At 56.4% G+C, this 15,767-nt stretch carries 31 protein-coding genes; 30 read left to right on the top strand and 1 reads right to left on the bottom strand.

Annotation, left to right across the window (positions count from 1 at the left end):
* The 30 genes from WBK19_RS06395 to rplQ all read left to right on the top strand — a co-directional run.
* Positions 1-126 (top strand): EF-Tu C-terminal domain-related protein (locus WBK19_RS06395; RefSeq protein ID WP_511287998.1); only part of this gene is annotated, 126 nt, incomplete at its 5' end.
* A 62-nt stretch (positions 127-188) separates the two neighbouring features.
* Positions 189-500 (top strand): 30S ribosomal protein S10, encoded by a 312-nt coding sequence (gene rpsJ / locus WBK19_RS06390; RefSeq protein ID WP_028994183.1) that lies wholly within the window; start codon positions 189-191, stop codon positions 498-500.
* Between the two features lie 109 nt (positions 501-609).
* Complete coding sequence (gene rplC, locus WBK19_RS06385; protein ID WP_511287990.1) at positions 610-1,248, top strand: 50S ribosomal protein L3; 639 nt, start codon at positions 610-612, stop codon at positions 1,246-1,248.
* Positions 1,249-1,257: 9 nt separating this feature from the next.
* Positions 1,258-1,881 (top strand): 50S ribosomal protein L4, encoded by a 624-nt coding sequence (rplD, locus tag WBK19_RS06380; protein WP_511270632.1) that lies wholly within the window; start codon positions 1,258-1,260, stop codon positions 1,879-1,881.
* Positions 1,878-2,180, top strand: coding sequence for a 50S ribosomal protein L23 (gene rplW, locus WBK19_RS06375; protein ID WP_117607647.1), 303 nt, complete (start codon positions 1,878-1,880; stop codon positions 2,178-2,180). Before rplD ends, rplW begins: the two co-directional genes overlap by 4 nt.
* Positions 2,180-3,007, top strand: a complete 828-nt coding sequence (gene rplB, locus WBK19_RS06370; protein ID WP_494648349.1) for a 50S ribosomal protein L2 — start codon at positions 2,180-2,182, stop codon at positions 3,005-3,007. Before rplW ends, rplB begins: the two co-directional genes overlap by 1 nt.
* A gap of 10 nt (positions 3,008-3,017) precedes the next feature.
* Positions 3,018-3,293: a 30S ribosomal protein S19 gene (gene rpsS / locus WBK19_RS06365; RefSeq protein WP_011286091.1), complete on the top strand. Its 276-nt coding sequence runs from the start codon at positions 3,018-3,020 to the stop codon at positions 3,291-3,293.
* 9 nt (positions 3,294-3,302) lie between these two features.
* Positions 3,303-3,632: a 50S ribosomal protein L22 gene (gene rplV / locus WBK19_RS06360; RefSeq protein ID WP_226497000.1), complete on the top strand. Its 330-nt coding sequence runs from the start codon at positions 3,303-3,305 to the stop codon at positions 3,630-3,632.
* Between the two features lie 9 nt (positions 3,633-3,641).
* Entirely contained in the window at positions 3,642-4,421 is a 780-nt protein-coding gene (rpsC, locus tag WBK19_RS06355; RefSeq protein WP_511287987.1) for a 30S ribosomal protein S3, read from the top strand.
* A gap of 1 nt (position 4,422) precedes the next feature.
* A complete protein-coding gene (rplP, locus tag WBK19_RS06350; RefSeq protein WP_028994191.1) occupies positions 4,423-4,836 on the top strand; it encodes a 50S ribosomal protein L16 in 414 nt (137 codons plus the stop codon).
* A gap of 2 nt (positions 4,837-4,838) precedes the next feature.
* Positions 4,839-5,033, top strand: a complete 195-nt coding sequence (rpmC, locus tag WBK19_RS06345) for a 50S ribosomal protein L29 (RefSeq protein ID WP_117607651.1) — start codon at positions 4,839-4,841, stop codon at positions 5,031-5,033.
* Positions 5,030-5,296, top strand: coding sequence for a 30S ribosomal protein S17 (gene rpsQ, locus WBK19_RS06340; protein ID WP_117607652.1), 267 nt, complete (start codon positions 5,030-5,032; stop codon positions 5,294-5,296). The genes rpmC and rpsQ overlap by 4 nt, the downstream gene beginning before the upstream one ends.
* Positions 5,297-5,450: 154 nt before the next feature.
* Positions 5,451-5,819, top strand: a complete 369-nt coding sequence (gene rplN, locus WBK19_RS06335; RefSeq protein WP_011286097.1) for a 50S ribosomal protein L14 — start codon at positions 5,451-5,453, stop codon at positions 5,817-5,819.
* A gap of 9 nt (positions 5,820-5,828) precedes the next feature.
* Positions 5,829-6,146 (top strand): 50S ribosomal protein L24, encoded by a 318-nt coding sequence (rplX, locus tag WBK19_RS06330; protein ID WP_511287984.1) that lies wholly within the window; start codon positions 5,829-5,831, stop codon positions 6,144-6,146.
* An 11-nt stretch (positions 6,147-6,157) separates the two neighbouring features.
* Positions 6,158-6,697 carry a 50S ribosomal protein L5 gene (rplE, locus tag WBK19_RS06325; RefSeq protein ID WP_226403532.1) on the top strand — a complete coding sequence of 180 codons (540 nt, stop codon included), beginning with the start codon at positions 6,158-6,160 and terminating at the stop codon, positions 6,695-6,697.
* A gap of 7 nt (positions 6,698-6,704) precedes the next feature.
* Positions 6,705-7,010 (top strand): 30S ribosomal protein S14, encoded by a 306-nt coding sequence (rpsN, locus tag WBK19_RS06320; protein WP_117607655.1) that lies wholly within the window; start codon positions 6,705-6,707, stop codon positions 7,008-7,010.
* 15 nt (positions 7,011-7,025) lie between these two features.
* Positions 7,026-7,421 (top strand): 30S ribosomal protein S8, encoded by a 396-nt coding sequence (rpsH, locus tag WBK19_RS06315; RefSeq protein WP_117607656.1) that lies wholly within the window; start codon positions 7,026-7,028, stop codon positions 7,419-7,421.
* A gap of 10 nt (positions 7,422-7,431) precedes the next feature.
* Positions 7,432-7,962, top strand: a complete 531-nt coding sequence (rplF, locus tag WBK19_RS06310; protein WP_511287982.1) for a 50S ribosomal protein L6 — start codon at positions 7,432-7,434, stop codon at positions 7,960-7,962.
* 9 nt (positions 7,963-7,971) lie between these two features.
* On the top strand, positions 7,972-8,328 hold the full coding sequence (rplR, locus tag WBK19_RS06305; RefSeq protein WP_511287980.1) for a 50S ribosomal protein L18: 357 nt from the start codon (positions 7,972-7,974) through the stop codon (positions 8,326-8,328).
* Positions 8,329-8,354: 26 nt separating this feature from the next.
* A complete protein-coding gene (gene rpsE / locus WBK19_RS06300; protein WP_117607659.1) occupies positions 8,355-8,882 on the top strand; it encodes a 30S ribosomal protein S5 in 528 nt (175 codons plus the stop codon).
* A gap of 3 nt (positions 8,883-8,885) precedes the next feature.
* On the top strand, positions 8,886-9,068 hold the full coding sequence (rpmD, locus tag WBK19_RS06295) for a 50S ribosomal protein L30 (protein WP_511287978.1): 183 nt from the start codon (positions 8,886-8,888) through the stop codon (positions 9,066-9,068).
* Positions 9,069-9,071: 3 nt separating this feature from the next.
* On the top strand, positions 9,072-9,509 hold the full coding sequence (rplO, locus tag WBK19_RS06290) for a 50S ribosomal protein L15 (protein ID WP_494648348.1): 438 nt from the start codon (positions 9,072-9,074) through the stop codon (positions 9,507-9,509).
* 20 nt (positions 9,510-9,529) lie between these two features.
* Positions 9,530-10,852, top strand: a complete 1,323-nt coding sequence (gene secY, locus WBK19_RS06285; protein WP_511287976.1) for a preprotein translocase subunit SecY — start codon at positions 9,530-9,532, stop codon at positions 10,850-10,852.
* 6 nt (positions 10,853-10,858) lie between these two features.
* Positions 10,859-11,077 (top strand): translation initiation factor IF-1, encoded by a 219-nt coding sequence (gene infA / locus WBK19_RS06280; protein WP_511287974.1) that lies wholly within the window; start codon positions 10,859-10,861, stop codon positions 11,075-11,077.
* Between the two features lie 76 nt (positions 11,078-11,153).
* On the top strand, positions 11,154-11,267 hold the full coding sequence (gene rpmJ / locus WBK19_RS06275) for a 50S ribosomal protein L36 (RefSeq protein ID WP_226403541.1): 114 nt from the start codon (positions 11,154-11,156) through the stop codon (positions 11,265-11,267).
* Positions 11,268-11,315: 48 nt separating this feature from the next.
* Complete coding sequence (gene rpsM, locus WBK19_RS06270) at positions 11,316-11,678, top strand: 30S ribosomal protein S13 (RefSeq protein WP_117607664.1); 363 nt, start codon at positions 11,316-11,318, stop codon at positions 11,676-11,678.
* Between the two features lie 12 nt (positions 11,679-11,690).
* Positions 11,691-12,080, top strand: coding sequence for a 30S ribosomal protein S11 (rpsK, locus tag WBK19_RS06265; protein WP_066880003.1), 390 nt, complete (start codon positions 11,691-11,693; stop codon positions 12,078-12,080).
* 12 nt (positions 12,081-12,092) lie between these two features.
* Positions 12,093-12,722 (top strand): 30S ribosomal protein S4, encoded by a 630-nt coding sequence (gene rpsD, locus WBK19_RS06260; protein WP_117607665.1) that lies wholly within the window; start codon positions 12,093-12,095, stop codon positions 12,720-12,722.
* Between the two features lie 23 nt (positions 12,723-12,745).
* Positions 12,746-13,720, top strand: a complete 975-nt coding sequence (locus WBK19_RS06255; RefSeq protein WP_511287972.1) for a DNA-directed RNA polymerase subunit alpha — start codon at positions 12,746-12,748, stop codon at positions 13,718-13,720.
* A gap of 55 nt (positions 13,721-13,775) precedes the next feature.
* A complete protein-coding gene (gene rplQ, locus WBK19_RS06250) occupies positions 13,776-14,174 on the top strand; it encodes a 50S ribosomal protein L17 (protein ID WP_117607667.1) in 399 nt (132 codons plus the stop codon).
* A 68-nt stretch (positions 14,175-14,242) separates the two neighbouring features.
* Here the strand turns inward: rplQ and WBK19_RS06245 are convergent, their stop codons facing one another.
* Positions 14,243-15,763, bottom strand: a complete 1,521-nt coding sequence (locus tag WBK19_RS06245; protein ID WP_511287996.1) for a response regulator — start codon at positions 15,761-15,763, stop codon at positions 14,243-14,245.
* Positions 15,764-15,767 lie beyond the last annotated feature (4 nt).

Below are 15,767 nucleotides of genomic sequence, written 5' to 3'. Positions count from 1 at the left end.
GGCGACAACATCGCCATGACCATCAAGCTGATCGCTCCGATCGCAATGGAAGAAGGTCTGCGCTTCGCCATCCGTGAAGGCGGTCGTACCGTCGGCGCTGGCGTCGTCGCCAAGATCATCGAGTAATTCGTTCTTTTAAAAATCCGGGGTGAAGTTCGCTTCACCCCATCGTTCTTTGGAAGCCAAAAATGCAAAGCCAGAAAATCCGTATCCGTCTCAAAGCCTTCGACTATCGCCTGATCGATCAATCGGCTCAGGAAATCGTCGAAACTGCCAAGCGTACCGGTGCAGTTGTCCGCGGTCCTGTGCCGTTGCCGACCCGCAAGCAGCGTTTTGACATCCTGCGTTCGCCGCACGTCAATAAGGCTTCCCGTGATCAGTTGGAAATCCGTACCCATCTGCGGCTGATGGATATCGTTGATCCGACTGACAAGACCGTTGATGCGCTGATGAAGCTGGATCTGCCGGCAGGCGTGGACGTCGAAATCAAGTTGCAGTAATAAGGGTTAGCGGATATAATCCGCGCCTTTCGGGGGTGGCCGGCGACGGCTGCCCATTTGTTGTTTTACATCGACCGGCCAATCGCAGCCGGCGATGAGGAGAATAACCATGAGTCTAGGCCTTGTTGGTCGCAAGGTTGGCATGACTCGCATTTTTGCCGAGGATGGCGCGTCCATTCCGGTGACTGTGCTTGACGTGTCTAACAACCGAGTGACCCAAGTAAAAACGCCGGAGATCGATGGCTACTCAGCCATCCAGGTCGCATTCGGCAAGCGCCGTGCCTCTCGTGTTTCGAAGCCCCTTGCTGGCCATCTGGCCAAGGCGGGTGTCGAAGCCGGGCATGTGCTCAAGGAATTCCTGATTGGCGCTGATCAGCTCGCCGCTTTCAAGGCGGGTGATCAGGTTGCTGTCACTATTTTTGCCGAAGGGCAGAAGGTTGACGTGACCGGTAGCTCGATCGGTAAGGGCTTCCAAGGTGGTATCAAGCGCCACAATTTCAGTTCAAACCGTGCAACCCATGGTAACTCGCTGTCGCACAACGCGCCGGGTTCCATAGGTATGGCGCAGGATCCGGGTCGTGTTTTCCCGGGTAAGCGTATGGCCGGCCACATGGGCGATGTGCAATCGACCATGCAGGGATTGACGATTGTTCGCGTTGATGCCGACCGCCAGCTGTTGCTGGTCAAGGGTGCCGTTCCCGGTGCCAAAGGTTCTGACGTCGTTGTGCGTCCGGCAGTCAAGGGCTAAGGGGGCGACATGGAACTCAAGGTAATTAACGAACAAGGCCAGGAGTCTGCCAAGCTGCAGGCTTCCGATGTGCTGTTCGGTCGCGACTTCAATGAAGCGCTGGTTCACCAGATCGTCGTTGCCTATCAGGCCAATGCACGTTCCGGTGATCGTCAGCAGAAGGATCGCTCCGAAGTCCGTCACACCACCACCAAGCCGTGGCGCCAAAAGGGTACGGGTCGTGCCCGTGCTGGTAGCAATGGCAGCCCGCTGTGGCGTGGGGGCGGTCGTATTTTTCCGAACTCTCCGGAAGAGAATTTCAGCCAGAAGGTTAACAAGAAGATGTTCCGCGCCGGAATGGCTGCGATTCTCTCCGAGTTGGCCCGCCAGGACCGTCTCGTCGTCATCGACGATCTGTCCATTGATGCGCCCAAGACCAAGCTTTTCATGCAAAAGCTCAAGGATCTGGGTCTCGAAGGCAAACTTCTGGTCATCACCGATGCGCTGAGCGAGAACCTCTATCTCTCGTCGCGCAACCTGCCCAACGTTCTGGTGCTGGAAGCCCAGGAGGCCGATCCGGTTTCCCTGGTCCGCTTCCCCAAGGTCCTCGTGACCAAGAACGCCGTGGCCAAGTTCGAGGAGATGTGGGGATGAATCAAGAGCGTCTGATGCAGGTGCTGCTTGCACCGCAAATCTCCGAGAAGGCTACCTACGTTGCTGACAAGCACAACCAGGTGATCTTCCGCGTCGCTTCCGATGCAACCAAGCCGGAAATCAAGGCCGCCGTTGAGCTGTTGTTCAAGGTTGAAGTCGGTGCCGTCCAGGTTGCCAACGTCAAGGGCAAGGTCAAGCGTTTCAAGGGTGCGGTCGGTCGTCGCAAGGGTTGGAAGAAAGCCTACGTGAGCCTCAAGCCGGGTCAGGAACTGAATTTTGTTGAAGGGGGGAATGCGTAATGGCACTCGTTAAAGTCAAGCCGACTTCCCCGGGTCGTCGCGCCGTTGTTCAGGTTGTTAATCCCAACCTGCACAAGGGCAAGCCGTTCGCCCCGCTGGTCGAAGCCAAGTCAGGCAACGCTGGTCGCAACAACAATGGCCGCATTACCGTTCGCCATCAGGGCGGTGGTCACAAGCAGGCTTACCGCGTCATCGATTTCAAGCGCAACAAGGACGGCATTCCGGCCAAGGTTGAGCGCCTGGAATACGATCCGAACCGTACGGCCAATATTGCATTGCTGTGCTACGCCGACGGTGAGCGTCGCTACATCATTGCCAACAAAGGCATGGTGGTTGGTCAGCCGATCATGAGCGGCTCGGAAGCGCCGATCAAGTCGGGTAATGCTCTGCCGATCCGCAATATCCCAGTTGGTACGACCATTTGCTGTGTTGAGATGCTGCCTGGCAAGGGCGCGCAAATCGCCCGTTCCGCCGGTACCTCCGTCCAGCTGCTGGCCCGTGAAGGTTCGTATGCCCAGATCCGCCTCCGCTCCGGCGAAGTGCGTCGCGTGCATGTCGAATGTCGCGCCACCATCGGTGAAGTTGGCAACGAAGAGCACAACCTGCGCAAGTTCGGCAAAGCCGGTGCTATGCGTTGGCGTGGTATTCGCCCGACCGTTCGCGGTACAGCCATGAACCCGGTTGATCACCCCCATGGTGGTGGTGAAGGCAAGACCGGCGAAGGTCGCGTGCCAGTCAATCCGTGGGGTCAGCCCACCAAGGGTTACCGCACCCGCAGCAACAAGCGCACGAACAGCATGATCGTTCAGCGCCGTCACAAGCGTTAAGGGGTAGGAAATGGGACGTTCTCTCAAAAAGGGCCCGTTTGTTGATGCGCATCTGATCGACAAAGTCGAAGCAGTCCGCGCCACCAGCGACAAGCGCCCGATCAAGACATGGTCGCGTCGTTCGACGATCCTCCCCGAGTTCATCGGCCTGACGATTGCGGTGCATAACGGCAAGCAGCATATTCCGGTGTTCGTTACCGAAAATATGGTCGGTCACAAGCTCGGCGAGTTCTCGCTGACCCGCACGTTCAAGGGTCACACCGCCGGCAAGAAGGCCAAGAAGTAAGGAGCTGACATGGAAACTCGTGCAAATTTGCGAGGCGTACGCCTCTCTGCGCAAAAGGGCCGCTTAGTTGCGGACCTCGTGCGCGGCAAGCCGGTTGGCCAGGCTCTGAACATCCTGGCTTTCTGCCCCAAGAAGGGCGCCGGTATCGTCAAGAAAGTGCTGGAGTCGGCAATCGCCAACGCCGAGCACAACGATGGTGCTGATATCGACGAACTGACGGTGAAAACCATCTACGTTGAAAAAGGCATGGTGCTCAAGCGCTTTACGGCGCGCGCCAAGGGTCGTGGCAATCGGATCGTCAAGCCGACCTGCCATATCTATCTGACCGTTGGTAACTAAGGAAGAGCCATGGGACAGAAAATTCATCCGACTGGCTTCCGCCTGGCAGTCACCAAGAACTGGGGTTCGCGCTGGTACGCCAACAGCAAGGATTTCCCGGGCATGCTCAACGAAGACATCAAGGTTCGTGAGTATCTCAAGCGCAAGCTGGCGCACGCCTCCGTTGGTCGTGTGCTGATCGAGCGTCCGGCCAAGAACGCCCGTGTCACCATCTACTCGGCTCGTCCGGGTGTGGTCATTGGCAAGAAGGGCGAAGACATCGAACAACTGCGTACGGATCTTCAGCGCATCATGGGCGTTCCCGTCCATGTCTCGATTGAAGAGATCCGCAAGCCGGAAATCGATGCGCAACTGATCGCTGATTCGATTGCCCAGCAACTCGAAAAGCGCATCATGTTCCGCCGTGCCATGAAGCGCGCCATGCAAAACGCCATGCGTCTAGGTGCCCAGGGCATCAAGGTGATGAGCGCTGGCCGTCTGAATGGTGCTGAAATCGCTCGTAGCGAATGGTATCGCGAAGGCCGCGTGCCGCTCCATACCCTGCGCGCCGACATCGATTACGCAACCTCGGAAGCCCTGACCACCTACGGCATTATCGGGATCAAGGTCTGGGTTTACAAGGGTGACATGCTGGATCGCAACGAGCAGCCGGAAGTTGTCGAGCCGGTGGCCGACGATCGTCGTCCGCGTCGTGCACCGGGTAAGCCAGATGGCGACAAGCCGCGTACCCGTACCGTCAAGAAGGCTGATGGCGCTGGTGCTCCGGGTGTAAGAAAGGCAGGTGCTTAACATGCTGCAACCAAATCGCCGCAAGTTCCGCAAGGAACACAAGGGGCGCAACGAAGGTCTGGCTACCCGCGGCACAAAAGTGTCGTTCGGTGAGTGGGGTCTCAAGGCAACCGGTCGTGGCCGCCTGACGGCGCGTCAGATTGAAGCTGCCCGTCGTGCCATGACGCGTCACATCAAGCGTGGCGGTCGCATCTGGATCCGTATCTTCCCGGATAAGCCGATTTCCAAGAAGCCGGCCGAAGTTCGTATGGGTAACGGTAAGGGTAACCCGGAGTACTGGGTCGCCGAGATCCAGCCGGGCAAAGTGCTCTATGAGATGGATGGTGTCAATGAAGCGCTGGCGCGCGAAGCATTTGCTCTCGCTGCCGCCAAGTTGCCGATTGCTACCACCTTCGTGACTCGTCATCTGGGGTAATCATGAAAGCTAGTGAATTGAGAACCAAGAGTGTGGACGAGCTCAACAAGGAATTGCTGGACCTGTTGAGGGCCCAGTTCGGTATGCGTATGCAGCTCGCTACCCAGCAGCTGTCCAATACCAGCCAAATGTCCAAGGTGCGTCGCGACATCGCTCGCGTTCGTACGCTTATCCGTGAAAAGGCGGTGCAGCAATGAGCGAAACCACCAGTATCAAACGTACTCTCGTCGGTCGCGTTGTCAGTGACAAAATGGAAAAGACGGTTACCGTCCTCGTCGAACGCAAGGTCAAGCACCCCATGTACGGCAAGGTGATGGTTCGTTCGAAGAAATATCATGCCCATAACGAGGGCAACTCGGCCAAGGCTGGTGATCTCGTTGAGATCGTCGAAACCCGTCCGGTTTCGCGTACCAAGACTTGGGCAGTGACGAGTGTTCTTGAGAAGGCGATCGTTGTATAACGAAAGTTTCTTAAAATGCTTGCGTAGTCTTGAAAGAAGCCGGTATAATCCGGCTTCTTTTTTGCAGCCCTCGTCCTGAGGGTTTGCGAAGTTGTTCAACCCGTACGGGTTCCAAGACTGACCGCGCAAGCGGATTAAGTTGGAGTTAATTTAAATGATTCAGATGCAGACGACTCTGGATGTCGCCGATAACACCGGCGCACGTTCAGTAATGTGTATCAAAGTGCTCGGTGGATCCAGGCGCCGCTATGCTGGCATTGGTGACATCATCAAGGTCAGCATCAAGGATGCTGCGCCGCGTGGCCGCGTCAAAAAAGGCGATGTCTACAATGCCGTGGTGGTTCGCACCGCCAAGGGCGTTCGTCGTCCTGATGGTTCGCTGGTTCGCTTTGATGGCAATGCCGCCGTTCTTCTTAACAACAAGCTCGAGCCGATCGGCACGCGCATCTTTGGCCCGGTAACCCGCGAACTGCGTACCGAGCGCTTCATGAAGATCGTGTCCCTGGCTCCTGAAGTGCTGTAAGGACTGGCCATGGAAAAGATTCGTAAAGGCGACGAAATCGTCGTAATTACCGGTAAAGACAAAGGCAAGCGCGGTACCGTGCTGCGTCGTGTCGATGATGAGCATGTGCTCGTCGAAGGTGTCAATCGTGCCAAGAAGCACGTCAAGCCGAACCCCGTAAAGGGTGTGGCGGGTGGCATCGTCGATAAGGATATGCCGATTCATATCTCCAACGTTGCGCTGTTCAATCCGGCGACCAAGAAGGCTGACCGTGTCGGCATCAAGGCGCACGAGGATGGCCGCAAAGTTCGCGTGTTCAAGTCGAACGGCGAACTAGTCAACGCATAAGGGGAGTGGTCATGGCGCGTTTGCAAGAGTTTTATAAAGAAACCGTTGTTGCTGATCTGAGCAAGCAATTTGGTTACAAGTCCGTGATGGAAGTCCCGCGCATCACCAAGATCACCCTGAACATGGGCGTCGGTGAAGCGGTGGCTGACAAGAAGGTTCTCGAGAATGCCGTTGGCGACATGCAGAAGATCGCAGGTCAGAAGCCGGTGACGACCAAGGCCCGCAAGTCGATTGCCGGCTTCAAGATTCGTGACGGTTACCCGATCGGTTGCATGGTCACGCTGCGTGGTCCGCGCATGTTCGAGTTCCTCGATCGTCTGGTCACCGTTGCGCTGCCGCGAGTTCGAGACTTCCGTGGGGTTTCTGGCAAGGGTTTTGATGGCCAAGGCAACTACAACATGGGTGTCAAAGAGCAGATCATTTTCCCGGAAATCGAGTACGACAAGATCGATGCTCTGCGGGGTATGAACATTAGCATCACCACGACCGCGAAATCCGACGCAGAAGCCAAGGCTCTGTTGGCGGCGTTCAAGTTCCCGTTCAAGAATTGAGGCAATCATGGCAAAACTTGCTCTGATCAACCGTGAAGAAAAGCGCCGCAAGCTTGTGGCTCAGTACGCCAAGAAGCGTGCTGCCCTCGAGGCGATTTTCAATAACGCGAGCCTGTCGGACGATGAGCGTTACGCTGCCCGTCTGAAGTTCCAGGCCCTGCCGCGCAATTCGAGCCCGTCTCGTCTGCGCAACCGCTGCCAGCTGACCGGTCGTCCGCGTGGTGTTTTCCGTAAGTTCGGTCTGTGCCGTCACAAGATCCGCGAACTGGCCTTCAATGGCGAAGTTCCGGGTGTTGTTAAAGCCAGCTGGTAAAAAGGAGATTCAGAAATGGCTATGAGCGATCCGATCGCGGACATGCTGACTCGCATCCGCAACGCCCAGCTCGCCGAGAAGGCGTCTGTCTCCATGCCCTCGTCCAAAGTCAAGGTGGCTATCGCCGCCGTGCTCAAGGATGAAGGTTACGTTGATGATTTCGCAGTTCGTCAGGCTGATGGCAAGCCGACCCTCGATATCGCACTCAAGTATTACGCCGGTCGTCCGGTCATTGAGCGCATCGAGCGTGTCTCCAAGCCCGGCCTGCGTATCTACAAGGGTTGCGAAGACATTCCTCGCGTCATGAACGGTCTGGGCGTCGCCATCGTGTCGACCCCCAAGGGTGTCATGACTGATCGCAAGGCTCGCGCCAGCAAGGTCGGCGGCGAAGTTCTTTGCATCGTGGCATAAGGGGATATCGATGTCTCGTATTGGTAAAAATCCCATCGTTGTGCCGGCTGGCGTTGAAGTTTCGGTTGGTGCGGACATTACCGTCAAGGGCCCGCTGGGTACCCTGAAGGCAATTACGCATCCGTCCGTGACGATTTCCGTCGAAGGTCAGAACGTCCAGGTTTCCAAGGTTGAAGGCGCCGCTAACGCAGCTGCCATGTGGGGCACCATGCGTGCCAACATCAACAACATGGTGACTGGTGTTTCCAAGGGTTTCGAGCGCAAGCTTCAGTTGGTCGGCGTGGGTTACCGCGCCCAGGCTCAGGGCGATGTCCTGAATCTGTCGTTGGGCTTTTCCCACCCGGTCGCGCACAAGATGCCGGCTGGTGTGAAAGTGGAATGCCCCACTCAGACCGAAATCCTGATCAAGGGGGCCGACAAGCAACAGGTTGGCCAGGTCGCTGCCGAAGTTCGTGCATACCGCAAGCCGGAGCCCTACAAGGGCAAGGGCGTTCGGTACTCGGACGAAGTGGTGGTTATCAAGGAAACCAAGAAGAAGTAAGGGTGGCATATGTTTAATAAGAAACAAGCGCGTTTGCGCCGTTCCCGCCAAACCCGGGCCAAAATCGCCGAACTCAAGGCTGTGCGTCTGTGCGTCAATCGCACGAATCAGCACATCTACGCACAGATCATCTCGCCCTGTGGCGGCAAGGTCTTGGCTTCGGCTTCCACGCTGGACAAGGACGTTCGTAATGACGTCCCCAACGGCGGTAACAAGGCTGCTGCCACTTCGGTGGGCAAGCTGATTGCCGAGCGCGCCAAAGCTGCCGGCATTGAGCAAGTGGCTTTTGATCGTTCCGGTCTTCAGTACCACGGTCGGATTCAGGCGCTGGCGGAAGCCGCGCGTGAAGCCGGTCTGAAGTTCTGATCGCTGCGAAAGGATAAGGTTAGAAAATGGCTAAACCTGAAAGAAACAAGAAGCCGCAGCAAGCTGAAGAGCGTGATGACGGCATGCGCGAAAAGATGGTTGCGGTTAATCGCGTTACCAAAGTGGTTAAGGGCGGCCGAATCCTCGGTTTTGCAGCTCTGACCGTTGTTGGTGACGGTGATGGCGGCATCGGCATGGGCAAGGGCAAGTCCCGCGAAGTGCCCGTGGCTGCTCAGAAGGCAATGGAAGAGGCGCGTCGCAAGATGGCCAAGGTCAGCTTGAAGAACGGCACCGTGCATCACACAGTCATGGGCCGTCATGGTGCCACGACCGTGATGATCCAGCCGGCACCGGAAGGCACGGGCATCATCGCTGGCGGCGCCATGCGCGCTGTCTTCGAAGTTGTCGGTGTCACCAATGTGGTGGCCAAGGCTCACGGCTCGACCAATCCTTACAACATCGTGCGTGCCACCATCGACGGTCTGTCGAAGGTCAATACGCCGTCGGAGATCGCCGCCAAGCGTGGGTTGCCGATTGAGCGGGTTCTGGGGTAAGTCATGGCTGACAAGAAAATCAAAGTGAAGCTCGTCAAGAGCATCATCGGCACCAAGCAGGACCACCGCGCCACCGTGCGTGGTCTGGGTCTGCGCAAGCTGAACAGCACCTCTGAGCTGGTGGATACGCCGTGTGTTCGCGGCATGATCCAAAAGGTTCAGTATCTCGTCAAGGTTGAGGGTTAAGCCATGCGTCTGAATACCATCAAGCCGGGTGAAGGCTCCAAGAAGGCCGCCAAGCGCGTCGGTCGCGGCATCGGTTCGGGCCTCGGCAAGACCTGTGGCCGTGGTCACAAGGGTCAGAAGTCCCGTTCGGGCGGTTTCCACAAGGTTGGTTTCGAAGGCGGTCAAATGCCTTTGCAGCGTCGCCTTCCGAAGCGTGGCTTCAACTCGCTGACGCGTGCCCGTAACTACGAAGTCCGCCTGACCGATCTCGAGCGTCTGCCGGTTGAAGAGATTGATCTCCTCGCCCTGCAAGTCGCCGGTATCGTTCCGGGTGACGCTCTCTCCGCCAAGGTCATTCTGTCGGGCGCTATTGCCCGCAAGGTTGTCCTCAAGGGTGTGGGCGCTACCAAGGGTGCCAAGGCTGCTATCGAAGCCGCTGGTGGCTCGGTCGTCGCTGAGTAAGACAGGGAAAGGTTAGAACGTTGGCAGCAAATCCCAATACCGTTGGCAAGGGTGGCAAGTTCGGCGATCTCAAGCGCCGGCTCTGGTTCCTGCTTGGCGCGCTGGTCGTGTACCGCATTGGCGCCCATATTCCGGTTCCTGGGATTGACCCCAACGCGCTGGCCGATCTCTTCAATTCGCAGCAGGGCGGCATCCTGGGCATGTTCAATATGTTCTCGGGTGGTGCCTTGTCGCGATTCACCATCTTCGCCCTGGGGATCATGCCGTACATTTCGGCGTCGATCATCATGCAGTTGATGAGTGTCGCAAGTCCGCAGCTCGAAGCCCTGAAAAAAGAGGGTGAGGCCGGACGTCGCAAGATTACGCAATACACCCGTTACGGCACCGTTGTTCTTGCCCTCTTCCAGGGCTTGGGTATCGCTGTTGCGCTCGAAGCGCAGGCCGGGCTGGTTAACGATCCAGGATTCATGTTCCGTCTGACCACGGTATCGACCCTGCTGACCGGCACGATGTTCCTGATGTGGCTGGGTGAGCAGATTACCGAGCGTGGTCTGGGTAATGGTATTTCGATCATCATTTTCGCCGGTATCGCTGCCGGTTTGCCGAACGCCATTGGCGGTCTGCTTGAACTGGTTCGTACCGGTGCCATGCATCCGCTGACCGCTCTGATCATCTGTGTCCTGGTGGTCGTCGTGACTGGTTTCGTCGTCTTCGTCGAACGTGGTCAGCGCAAGATTCTGGTCAATTACGCCAAGCGCCAGGTTGGCAACAAAATTTATGGCGGTCAGAGTTCGCATCTGCCGCTCAAGCTGAACATGTCGGGCGTTATCCCGCCAATCTTCGCGTCGTCGATCATCCTGTTTCCTGCCACGGTCGCCAACTGGTTTGGTGCCAGCGAGTCGATGCACTGGTTGAAGGACGTCGCCGGCACCTTATCGCCGGGGCAGCCGATCTACGTGATGCTCTACGCTTCGGCAATCGTGTTTTTCTGCTTCTTCTACACCGCCCTTGTGTTCAATTCCAAGGAAACGGCTGATAACCTCAAGAAGAGCGGCGCCTTTGTGCCGGGTATTCGTCCGGGTGAGCAGACGGCCCGCTATATCGACAAGATACTGATGCGCCTGACGCTGATTGGCGCGGCTTACATCACCGTGGTCTGTCTGTTGCCCGAATTTTTGATTCTGAAGTGGAACGTGCCGTTCTACTTCGGTGGTACTTCTCTGTTGATTATCGTGGTTGTGACCATGGACTTCATGTCCCAGGTTCAGGCCTACGTGATGTCGCACCAGTATGAAAGCTTGCTGAAGAAGGCAAATTTCAAAGGCGCACCGATGATCAAGTAATCGCCTATGGCAAAAGAGGATTACATCGAAATGCAAGGGGAGGTTGTTGAAAACCTCCCAAACGCGACCTTCAGGGTCAGGTTGGAAAATGGCCATATTGTGCTTGGGTTCATTTCCGGAAAGATGCGAATGCACTACATCCGTATTCTTCCTGGTGACAAAGTGACCGTGCAATTGACGCCGTATGATTTAAGCAAGGCCCGGATCGTTTTCCGGGTCAAGTAAAAGAGTTCTCTACGCAATAAACCGCAGGGCAAGGAATCACGGCTGCTTCCAAGCCCTCGCAGACGAGGAGTTAAACATGAAAGTGCATCCTTCAGTTAAGCGCGTGTGTCGCAATTGCAAAGTCATCCGTCGCAAGGGTGTCGTGCGCGTTATTTGCAAGGACCCGCGTCACAAGCAGCGTCAGGGCTAATGGCTCTGGTGTCGGCATTTGTTAATTTTGAAATAGTGGAGTGATTCGATGGCCCGTATCGCAGGGGTAAACATTCCGAACCATCAGCATGCAGAGATCGCGTTGACCGCGATTTTCGGCATCGGCCGTACCCGCGCACAGAAAATTTGTGACGCGGCCGGTATCGTTCGTTCTACCAAAATGAAAGACCTGTCCGATGCGGACATGGATCGTCTGCGTGACGAGGTCGGCAAATTCACCGTAGAAGGTGATCTGCGTCGCGAAGTCACAATGAACATTAAGCGTCTGATGGACCTCGGTTGCTACCGTGGCCTTCGCCATCGCAAGGGCTTGCCTTGCCGTGGTCAGCGCACCCGTACCAATGCTCGCACTCGCAAGGGTCCGCGCAAGGCCATTGCTGGCAAGAAGTAATAGGGACAGAACATGGCAAAGACTGCTACCAAAGTTCGCAAAAAGGTTAAAAAGAACGTTGCTGAGGGCATTGCCCACATCCACGCATCGTTCAATAACACCATCATCACCATTACCGATCGTCAGGGCAATGCGTTGTCTTGGGCTACTTCCGGTGGTGCCGGCTTCCGCGGATCGCGTAAGTCCACCCCGTTTGCTGCTCAGGTTGCCGCCGAAGCCGCTGGCAAGGCTGCTCAGGAATGTGGCGTCAAGAATCTGGAAGTTCGCATCAAGGGCCCTGGTCCTGGTCGTGAATCTTCGGTCCGCGCACTGAACGCGCTGGGCATGAAGATCACCGCGATTTCCGACGTGACACCGGTGCCGCATAACGGTTGCCGCCCGCCCAAAAAGCGCCGCATCTAAGGAGAAAGACAAGTGGCTCGTAATCTCGATCCGAAATGCCGTCAGTGCCGCCGCGAAGGCGAAAAGCTGTTCCTGAAGGGCGAAAAGTGTTTTACCGACAAGTGTGCCATCGAGCGTCGTTCGTACGCTCCTGGCCAGCACGGCCAGAAGTCGGGCGCCCGTCTGTCTGACTACGGCGTTCACCTCCGTGCCAAGCAGAAAATTCGTCGTGTCTACGGCGTCCTCGAAGGGCAGTTCCGCAAGACGTTTGCCGAAGCTGACCGTCGTAAGGGCCAGACCGGTGAAAACCTGCTGCAATTGCTTGAGGCTCGCCTCGACTCCGTCGCTTACCGTATGGGTTTTGGCGCTTCCCGCACCGAGTCCCGTCAGATCGTTCGCCACAATGGCGTTCTGGTCAACGGCAAGCGTTGCAATATTCCTTCCTTTATCGTCAAGCCGGGTGATGTTGTCCAGCTGACTGATCGTGCCCGCGCGTCCCTGCGTTGTAAGGCTGCGTTGGAAGCTGCAGAATCTCGTGGTTTCCCCGAGTGGATTTCTGTGGATGTCAAAGAAGGCAAGGGCACATTCAAGGCCATGCCGCAGCGCTCTGAACTGCCGGCGACCCTGAATGAAGGTCTCGTCATTGAACTTTACTCGAAGTAAGCACTGAGCAGAGGATCTAGCCCATGCAAAGCAGTGGACTTCTTAAACCCCGTATCATCGACGTGCAGAGCGTTTCGCCCGTGCAGGCCAAGGTGGTCATGGAGCCGTTTGAGCGCGGTTATGGCCATACCCTTGGCAACGCGCTGCGTCGTATCCTGCTTTCCTCAATGGTTGGTTACGCACCGACCGAGGTTGGTATCGATGGTGTTCTCCATGAGTACTCGACCATTGATGGTGTGCAGGAAGATGTCGTCGACATTCTCCTCAACCTCAAGGGTATTGTGTTCAAGCTGCACAATCGCGATGTCGTTAACCTGAAGTTGTCCAAGGAAGGTGAAGGCCCTGTTCGCGCTGGCGATATCGAATTGCCGCACGACGTGGAAATCATCAATCCGGAACACGTGATCGCTCACCTCTCCACCGGCGGCAAGCTGTCCATGGAGATCAAGGTTGAGAAGGGTCGCGGCTATGTTCCTGGCAACATGCGCAACCTCGGCGATGCCAAGTCCATCGGCAAGCTGGTTCTCGATGCGTCATTCAGCCCGATTCGTCGTGTTGCCTACGCTGTCGAAAGCGCTCGCGTTGAACAGCGTACCGACTTGGACAAGTTGATTGTCGATATCGAAACCAACGGCGTTGTCGAGCCGGAAGAGGCCATTCGCTACGCTGCCCGCGTGTTGATGGAACAACTTTCGGTCTTCGCTGATCTGGAGGGTACCGCACCTGTCGCCGAGGCTTCCAAGCCGGCTCAGGTTGATCCGGTTCTGCTCCGTCCGGTTGATGATCTCGAATTGACGGTTCGTTCTGCGAACTGCCTTAAAGCTGAGAACATCTACTACATCGGCGATCTGATCCAGCGTACAGAGAATGAACTTCTCAAGACTCCGAATCTGGGTCGCAAGTCGCTGAATGAGATCAAGGAAGTGTTGGCCGCTCGCGGTTTGACACTTGGCATGAAACTGGAAAACTGGCCGCCCGCCGGTCTGGAAAAGGCGTAAGCCTTTTCCTCCCGGGCAGTCAAGGGACGCCTGCAGAATATAGAAAGGATTAACCATGCGTCACCGCAATGGACTTCGCAAACTAAACCGTACCAGCAGCCATCGCTTGGCGATGCTGCGCAACATGACCGTTTCCCTGCTCAAGCACGAGGCTATCAAGACCACCGTGCCGAAGGCCAAGGAATTGCGTCGTGTTGTTGAACCGATGATCACCCTCGGCAAGACCCCGACGTTGGCCAACAAGCGTCTGGCCTTCGACCGCCTGCGCGACCGCGATATCGTGGTCAAGCTATTCGCCGAAATCGGCCCGCGTTATGCTACCCGTCCGGGCGGCTACCTTCGTATTCTGAAGTGTGGTTTCCGTGTCGGCGATAACGCACCGATGGCGTTTGTCGAACTGGTTGATCGTCCGGAGCCAACCGAGGCTGTGGAAATCGAAGAATCCGCTGCCTAAACGCAGTGGTAATTAAAAAGGCCGGAGTTTTCCGGCCTTTCTTTCGTTCACTTAGTTTTCGTTAATGCTTATGGGCAATCAATAAGCATTAGCGAGATGTCGTCGCTAGCGATGCCGTTATTCTGGTGGGTCGCTAGTGCGGCCTCTATTTTGGCAAAGCGGTCAGTTGGTGAGGTGTTTGCGGTAGCGGCTATCAGCCCCTCGACCCCAAATTGAATGCCGTCCGGGTTGGTCGCCTCAAGCAAGCCGTCGGAGCAGAGTACTAACTGGCTTTCTCCAGCCCAATCGAAATGTTGCGGATTGCCGCCGAGTTCGTCATTGCTGACGATACCCAACGGAAGATTCGCCGATGGGAAGGTGCGGGATATCCGTCCCCATCGGTCGAACAGGAAGGCTTCGGGGGTGCCGCCAACCCAGATGTCGCCCTGTTTTTTCGTTTCGTCGAGGCAAACCAGCGTAATGGCCACGAAGCGTCCAACAGGCATGGATTCCTTGAGCTGGTAGTTCAGTTCGAGAACAATCTCGCGAATTGGCCGATTGAGTTTTGTCATTCTGTAGAACAGGGCGAGCACGGGCAATACGCTGATAGCAGCTGTCAGACCATGCCCCGTCGCGTCGGCGAGCAAGGCATAGAAAAGGCCATCCGGTGAACGATTGGCTGCAACGATATCGCCGCTGAAGTTTTCGGCCGGGATGACCGTATAGCGCAGGCGGTTGTCCTGCAGACCCTTGCGGTGGAGCTGCTTCTCCATTAGGCCTAATGCAAGGTGTTGTTCGGCTTGGGTCTGGTCGTAATAGTCCTGCAACTGGCGGGCATTTTCGCGGAGCTTTTGTTCCGTTTGCTTGCGCTCTGAAATATCGCGTATGACGCCGACCATCATCCGCTGATTGTCGAGCACCATTTCGGTGATGGTCATCGTCGCGGCAAACCGGTGCCCATCCTTGTGTTGTGCTTCCAGTTCACGTTCAAGGCCGATGGGTTTGGCGGGATTGCTGGTGGGGAGATTTCCGATCCGTGCCTCATGCGCCGATCGTTCTACCTCGGGCATCAGCATCGAAACGTTTTTGCCCACCATTTCTTCGGGAGTCCAGCCGAAAATACGTTCGGTGGACTGATTGACGGACACGATGACGCCATGTTCATCGCTGGTGATAATCGCATCGAGAACATTATCGGAAATGGTCTGGACACGTCTTAGCGAATCGATGGACTCCTGTTGCATGGCCAGCGAACGCTGCATGGAGCGAAGCTTGGCTTCGAGAACGACGAAATTGATCGGTTTGGTCAGGTAGTCATCTGCTCCGGCATCAAGGCCTTCGACCAGATTCTCGTCGCGATTCAACGCGGAGAGGAAGATGACCGGCGTCCATCGGTCGCGGGGCATCGCCTTGATTCGACGTGCCGCCTCGAACCCATCCATCACCGGCATCATGATGTCGAGTAACACCAGGTCCGGGGATTCCGCTGCAAAGCGGCGCACGGCCTCCTCGCCATTTTCGGCGAGCAGAACTTCGTGTCCCAGTTTTTTCAGGAAAACCTGAAGAATGTGCAGATTGGTGCGGTTGTCATCGACTGCCAGTACCTTCATCTTG

Source organism: Azonexus sp., from assembly GCF_049652925.1.
Lineage (GTDB): Bacteria > Pseudomonadota > Gammaproteobacteria > Burkholderiales > Rhodocyclaceae > Azonexus.
Note: the sequence above shows the minus strand (reverse complement) of the source record. Positions and strands in the feature narration are given on the sequence as shown.

Excerpts from the sequence above, each read along its gene's own strand:
- WBK19_RS06245 (WP_511287996.1), bottom strand. The coding sequence starts at position 15,763 with ATGAAGGTACTGGCAGTCGATGACAACCGCACCAATCTGCACATTCTT.
- rplB (WP_494648349.1), top strand. The coding sequence starts at position 2,180 with ATGGCACTCGTTAAAGTCAAGCCGACTTCCCCGGGTCGTCGCGCCGTT.
- rpsN (WP_117607655.1), top strand. The coding sequence starts at position 6,705 with ATGGCAAAACTTGCTCTGATCAACCGTGAAGAAAAGCGCCGCAAGCTT.
- rplV (WP_226497000.1), top strand. The coding sequence starts at position 3,303 with ATGGAAACTCGTGCAAATTTGCGAGGCGTACGCCTCTCTGCGCAAAAG.
- rpsK (WP_066880003.1), top strand. The coding sequence starts at position 11,691 with ATGGCAAAGACTGCTACCAAAGTTCGCAAAAAGGTTAAAAAGAACGTT.
- rplF (WP_511287982.1), top strand. The coding sequence starts at position 7,432 with ATGTCTCGTATTGGTAAAAATCCCATCGTTGTGCCGGCTGGCGTTGAA.
- rpsH (WP_117607656.1), top strand. The coding sequence starts at position 7,026 with ATGGCTATGAGCGATCCGATCGCGGACATGCTGACTCGCATCCGCAAC.
- rplD (WP_511270632.1), top strand. The coding sequence starts at position 1,258 with ATGGAACTCAAGGTAATTAACGAACAAGGCCAGGAGTCTGCCAAGCTG.
- rplX (WP_511287984.1), top strand. The coding sequence starts at position 5,829 with ATGGAAAAGATTCGTAAAGGCGACGAAATCGTCGTAATTACCGGTAAA.
- rplP (WP_028994191.1), top strand. The coding sequence starts at position 4,423 with ATGCTGCAACCAAATCGCCGCAAGTTCCGCAAGGAACACAAGGGGCGC.
- rpsS (WP_011286091.1), top strand. The coding sequence starts at position 3,018 with ATGGGACGTTCTCTCAAAAAGGGCCCGTTTGTTGATGCGCATCTGATC.
- rplC (WP_511287990.1), top strand. The coding sequence starts at position 610 with ATGAGTCTAGGCCTTGTTGGTCGCAAGGTTGGCATGACTCGCATTTTT.
- rpsC (WP_511287987.1), top strand. The coding sequence starts at position 3,642 with ATGGGACAGAAAATTCATCCGACTGGCTTCCGCCTGGCAGTCACCAAG.
- rpmC (WP_117607651.1), top strand. The coding sequence starts at position 4,839 with ATGAAAGCTAGTGAATTGAGAACCAAGAGTGTGGACGAGCTCAACAAG.
- rpmD (WP_511287978.1), top strand. The coding sequence starts at position 8,886 with ATGGCTGACAAGAAAATCAAAGTGAAGCTCGTCAAGAGCATCATCGGC.
- rplQ (WP_117607667.1), top strand. The coding sequence starts at position 13,776 with ATGCGTCACCGCAATGGACTTCGCAAACTAAACCGTACCAGCAGCCAT.
- rplN (WP_011286097.1), top strand. The coding sequence starts at position 5,451 with ATGATTCAGATGCAGACGACTCTGGATGTCGCCGATAACACCGGCGCA.
- rpsE (WP_117607659.1), top strand. The coding sequence starts at position 8,355 with ATGGCTAAACCTGAAAGAAACAAGAAGCCGCAGCAAGCTGAAGAGCGT.
- rplE (WP_226403532.1), top strand. The coding sequence starts at position 6,158 with ATGGCGCGTTTGCAAGAGTTTTATAAAGAAACCGTTGTTGCTGATCTG.
- infA (WP_511287974.1), top strand. The coding sequence starts at position 10,859 with ATGGCAAAAGAGGATTACATCGAAATGCAAGGGGAGGTTGTTGAAAAC.
- rpsM (WP_117607664.1), top strand. The coding sequence starts at position 11,316 with ATGGCCCGTATCGCAGGGGTAAACATTCCGAACCATCAGCATGCAGAG.
- rpsQ (WP_117607652.1), top strand. The coding sequence starts at position 5,030 with ATGAGCGAAACCACCAGTATCAAACGTACTCTCGTCGGTCGCGTTGTC.
- rpmJ (WP_226403541.1), top strand. The coding sequence starts at position 11,154 with ATGAAAGTGCATCCTTCAGTTAAGCGCGTGTGTCGCAATTGCAAAGTC.
- rplW (WP_117607647.1), top strand. The coding sequence starts at position 1,878 with ATGAATCAAGAGCGTCTGATGCAGGTGCTGCTTGCACCGCAAATCTCC.
- rplO (WP_494648348.1), top strand. The coding sequence starts at position 9,072 with ATGCGTCTGAATACCATCAAGCCGGGTGAAGGCTCCAAGAAGGCCGCC.
- rplR (WP_511287980.1), top strand. The coding sequence starts at position 7,972 with ATGTTTAATAAGAAACAAGCGCGTTTGCGCCGTTCCCGCCAAACCCGG.
- rpsJ (WP_028994183.1), top strand. The coding sequence starts at position 189 with ATGCAAAGCCAGAAAATCCGTATCCGTCTCAAAGCCTTCGACTATCGC.
- WBK19_RS06255 (WP_511287972.1), top strand. The coding sequence starts at position 12,746 with ATGCAAAGCAGTGGACTTCTTAAACCCCGTATCATCGACGTGCAGAGC.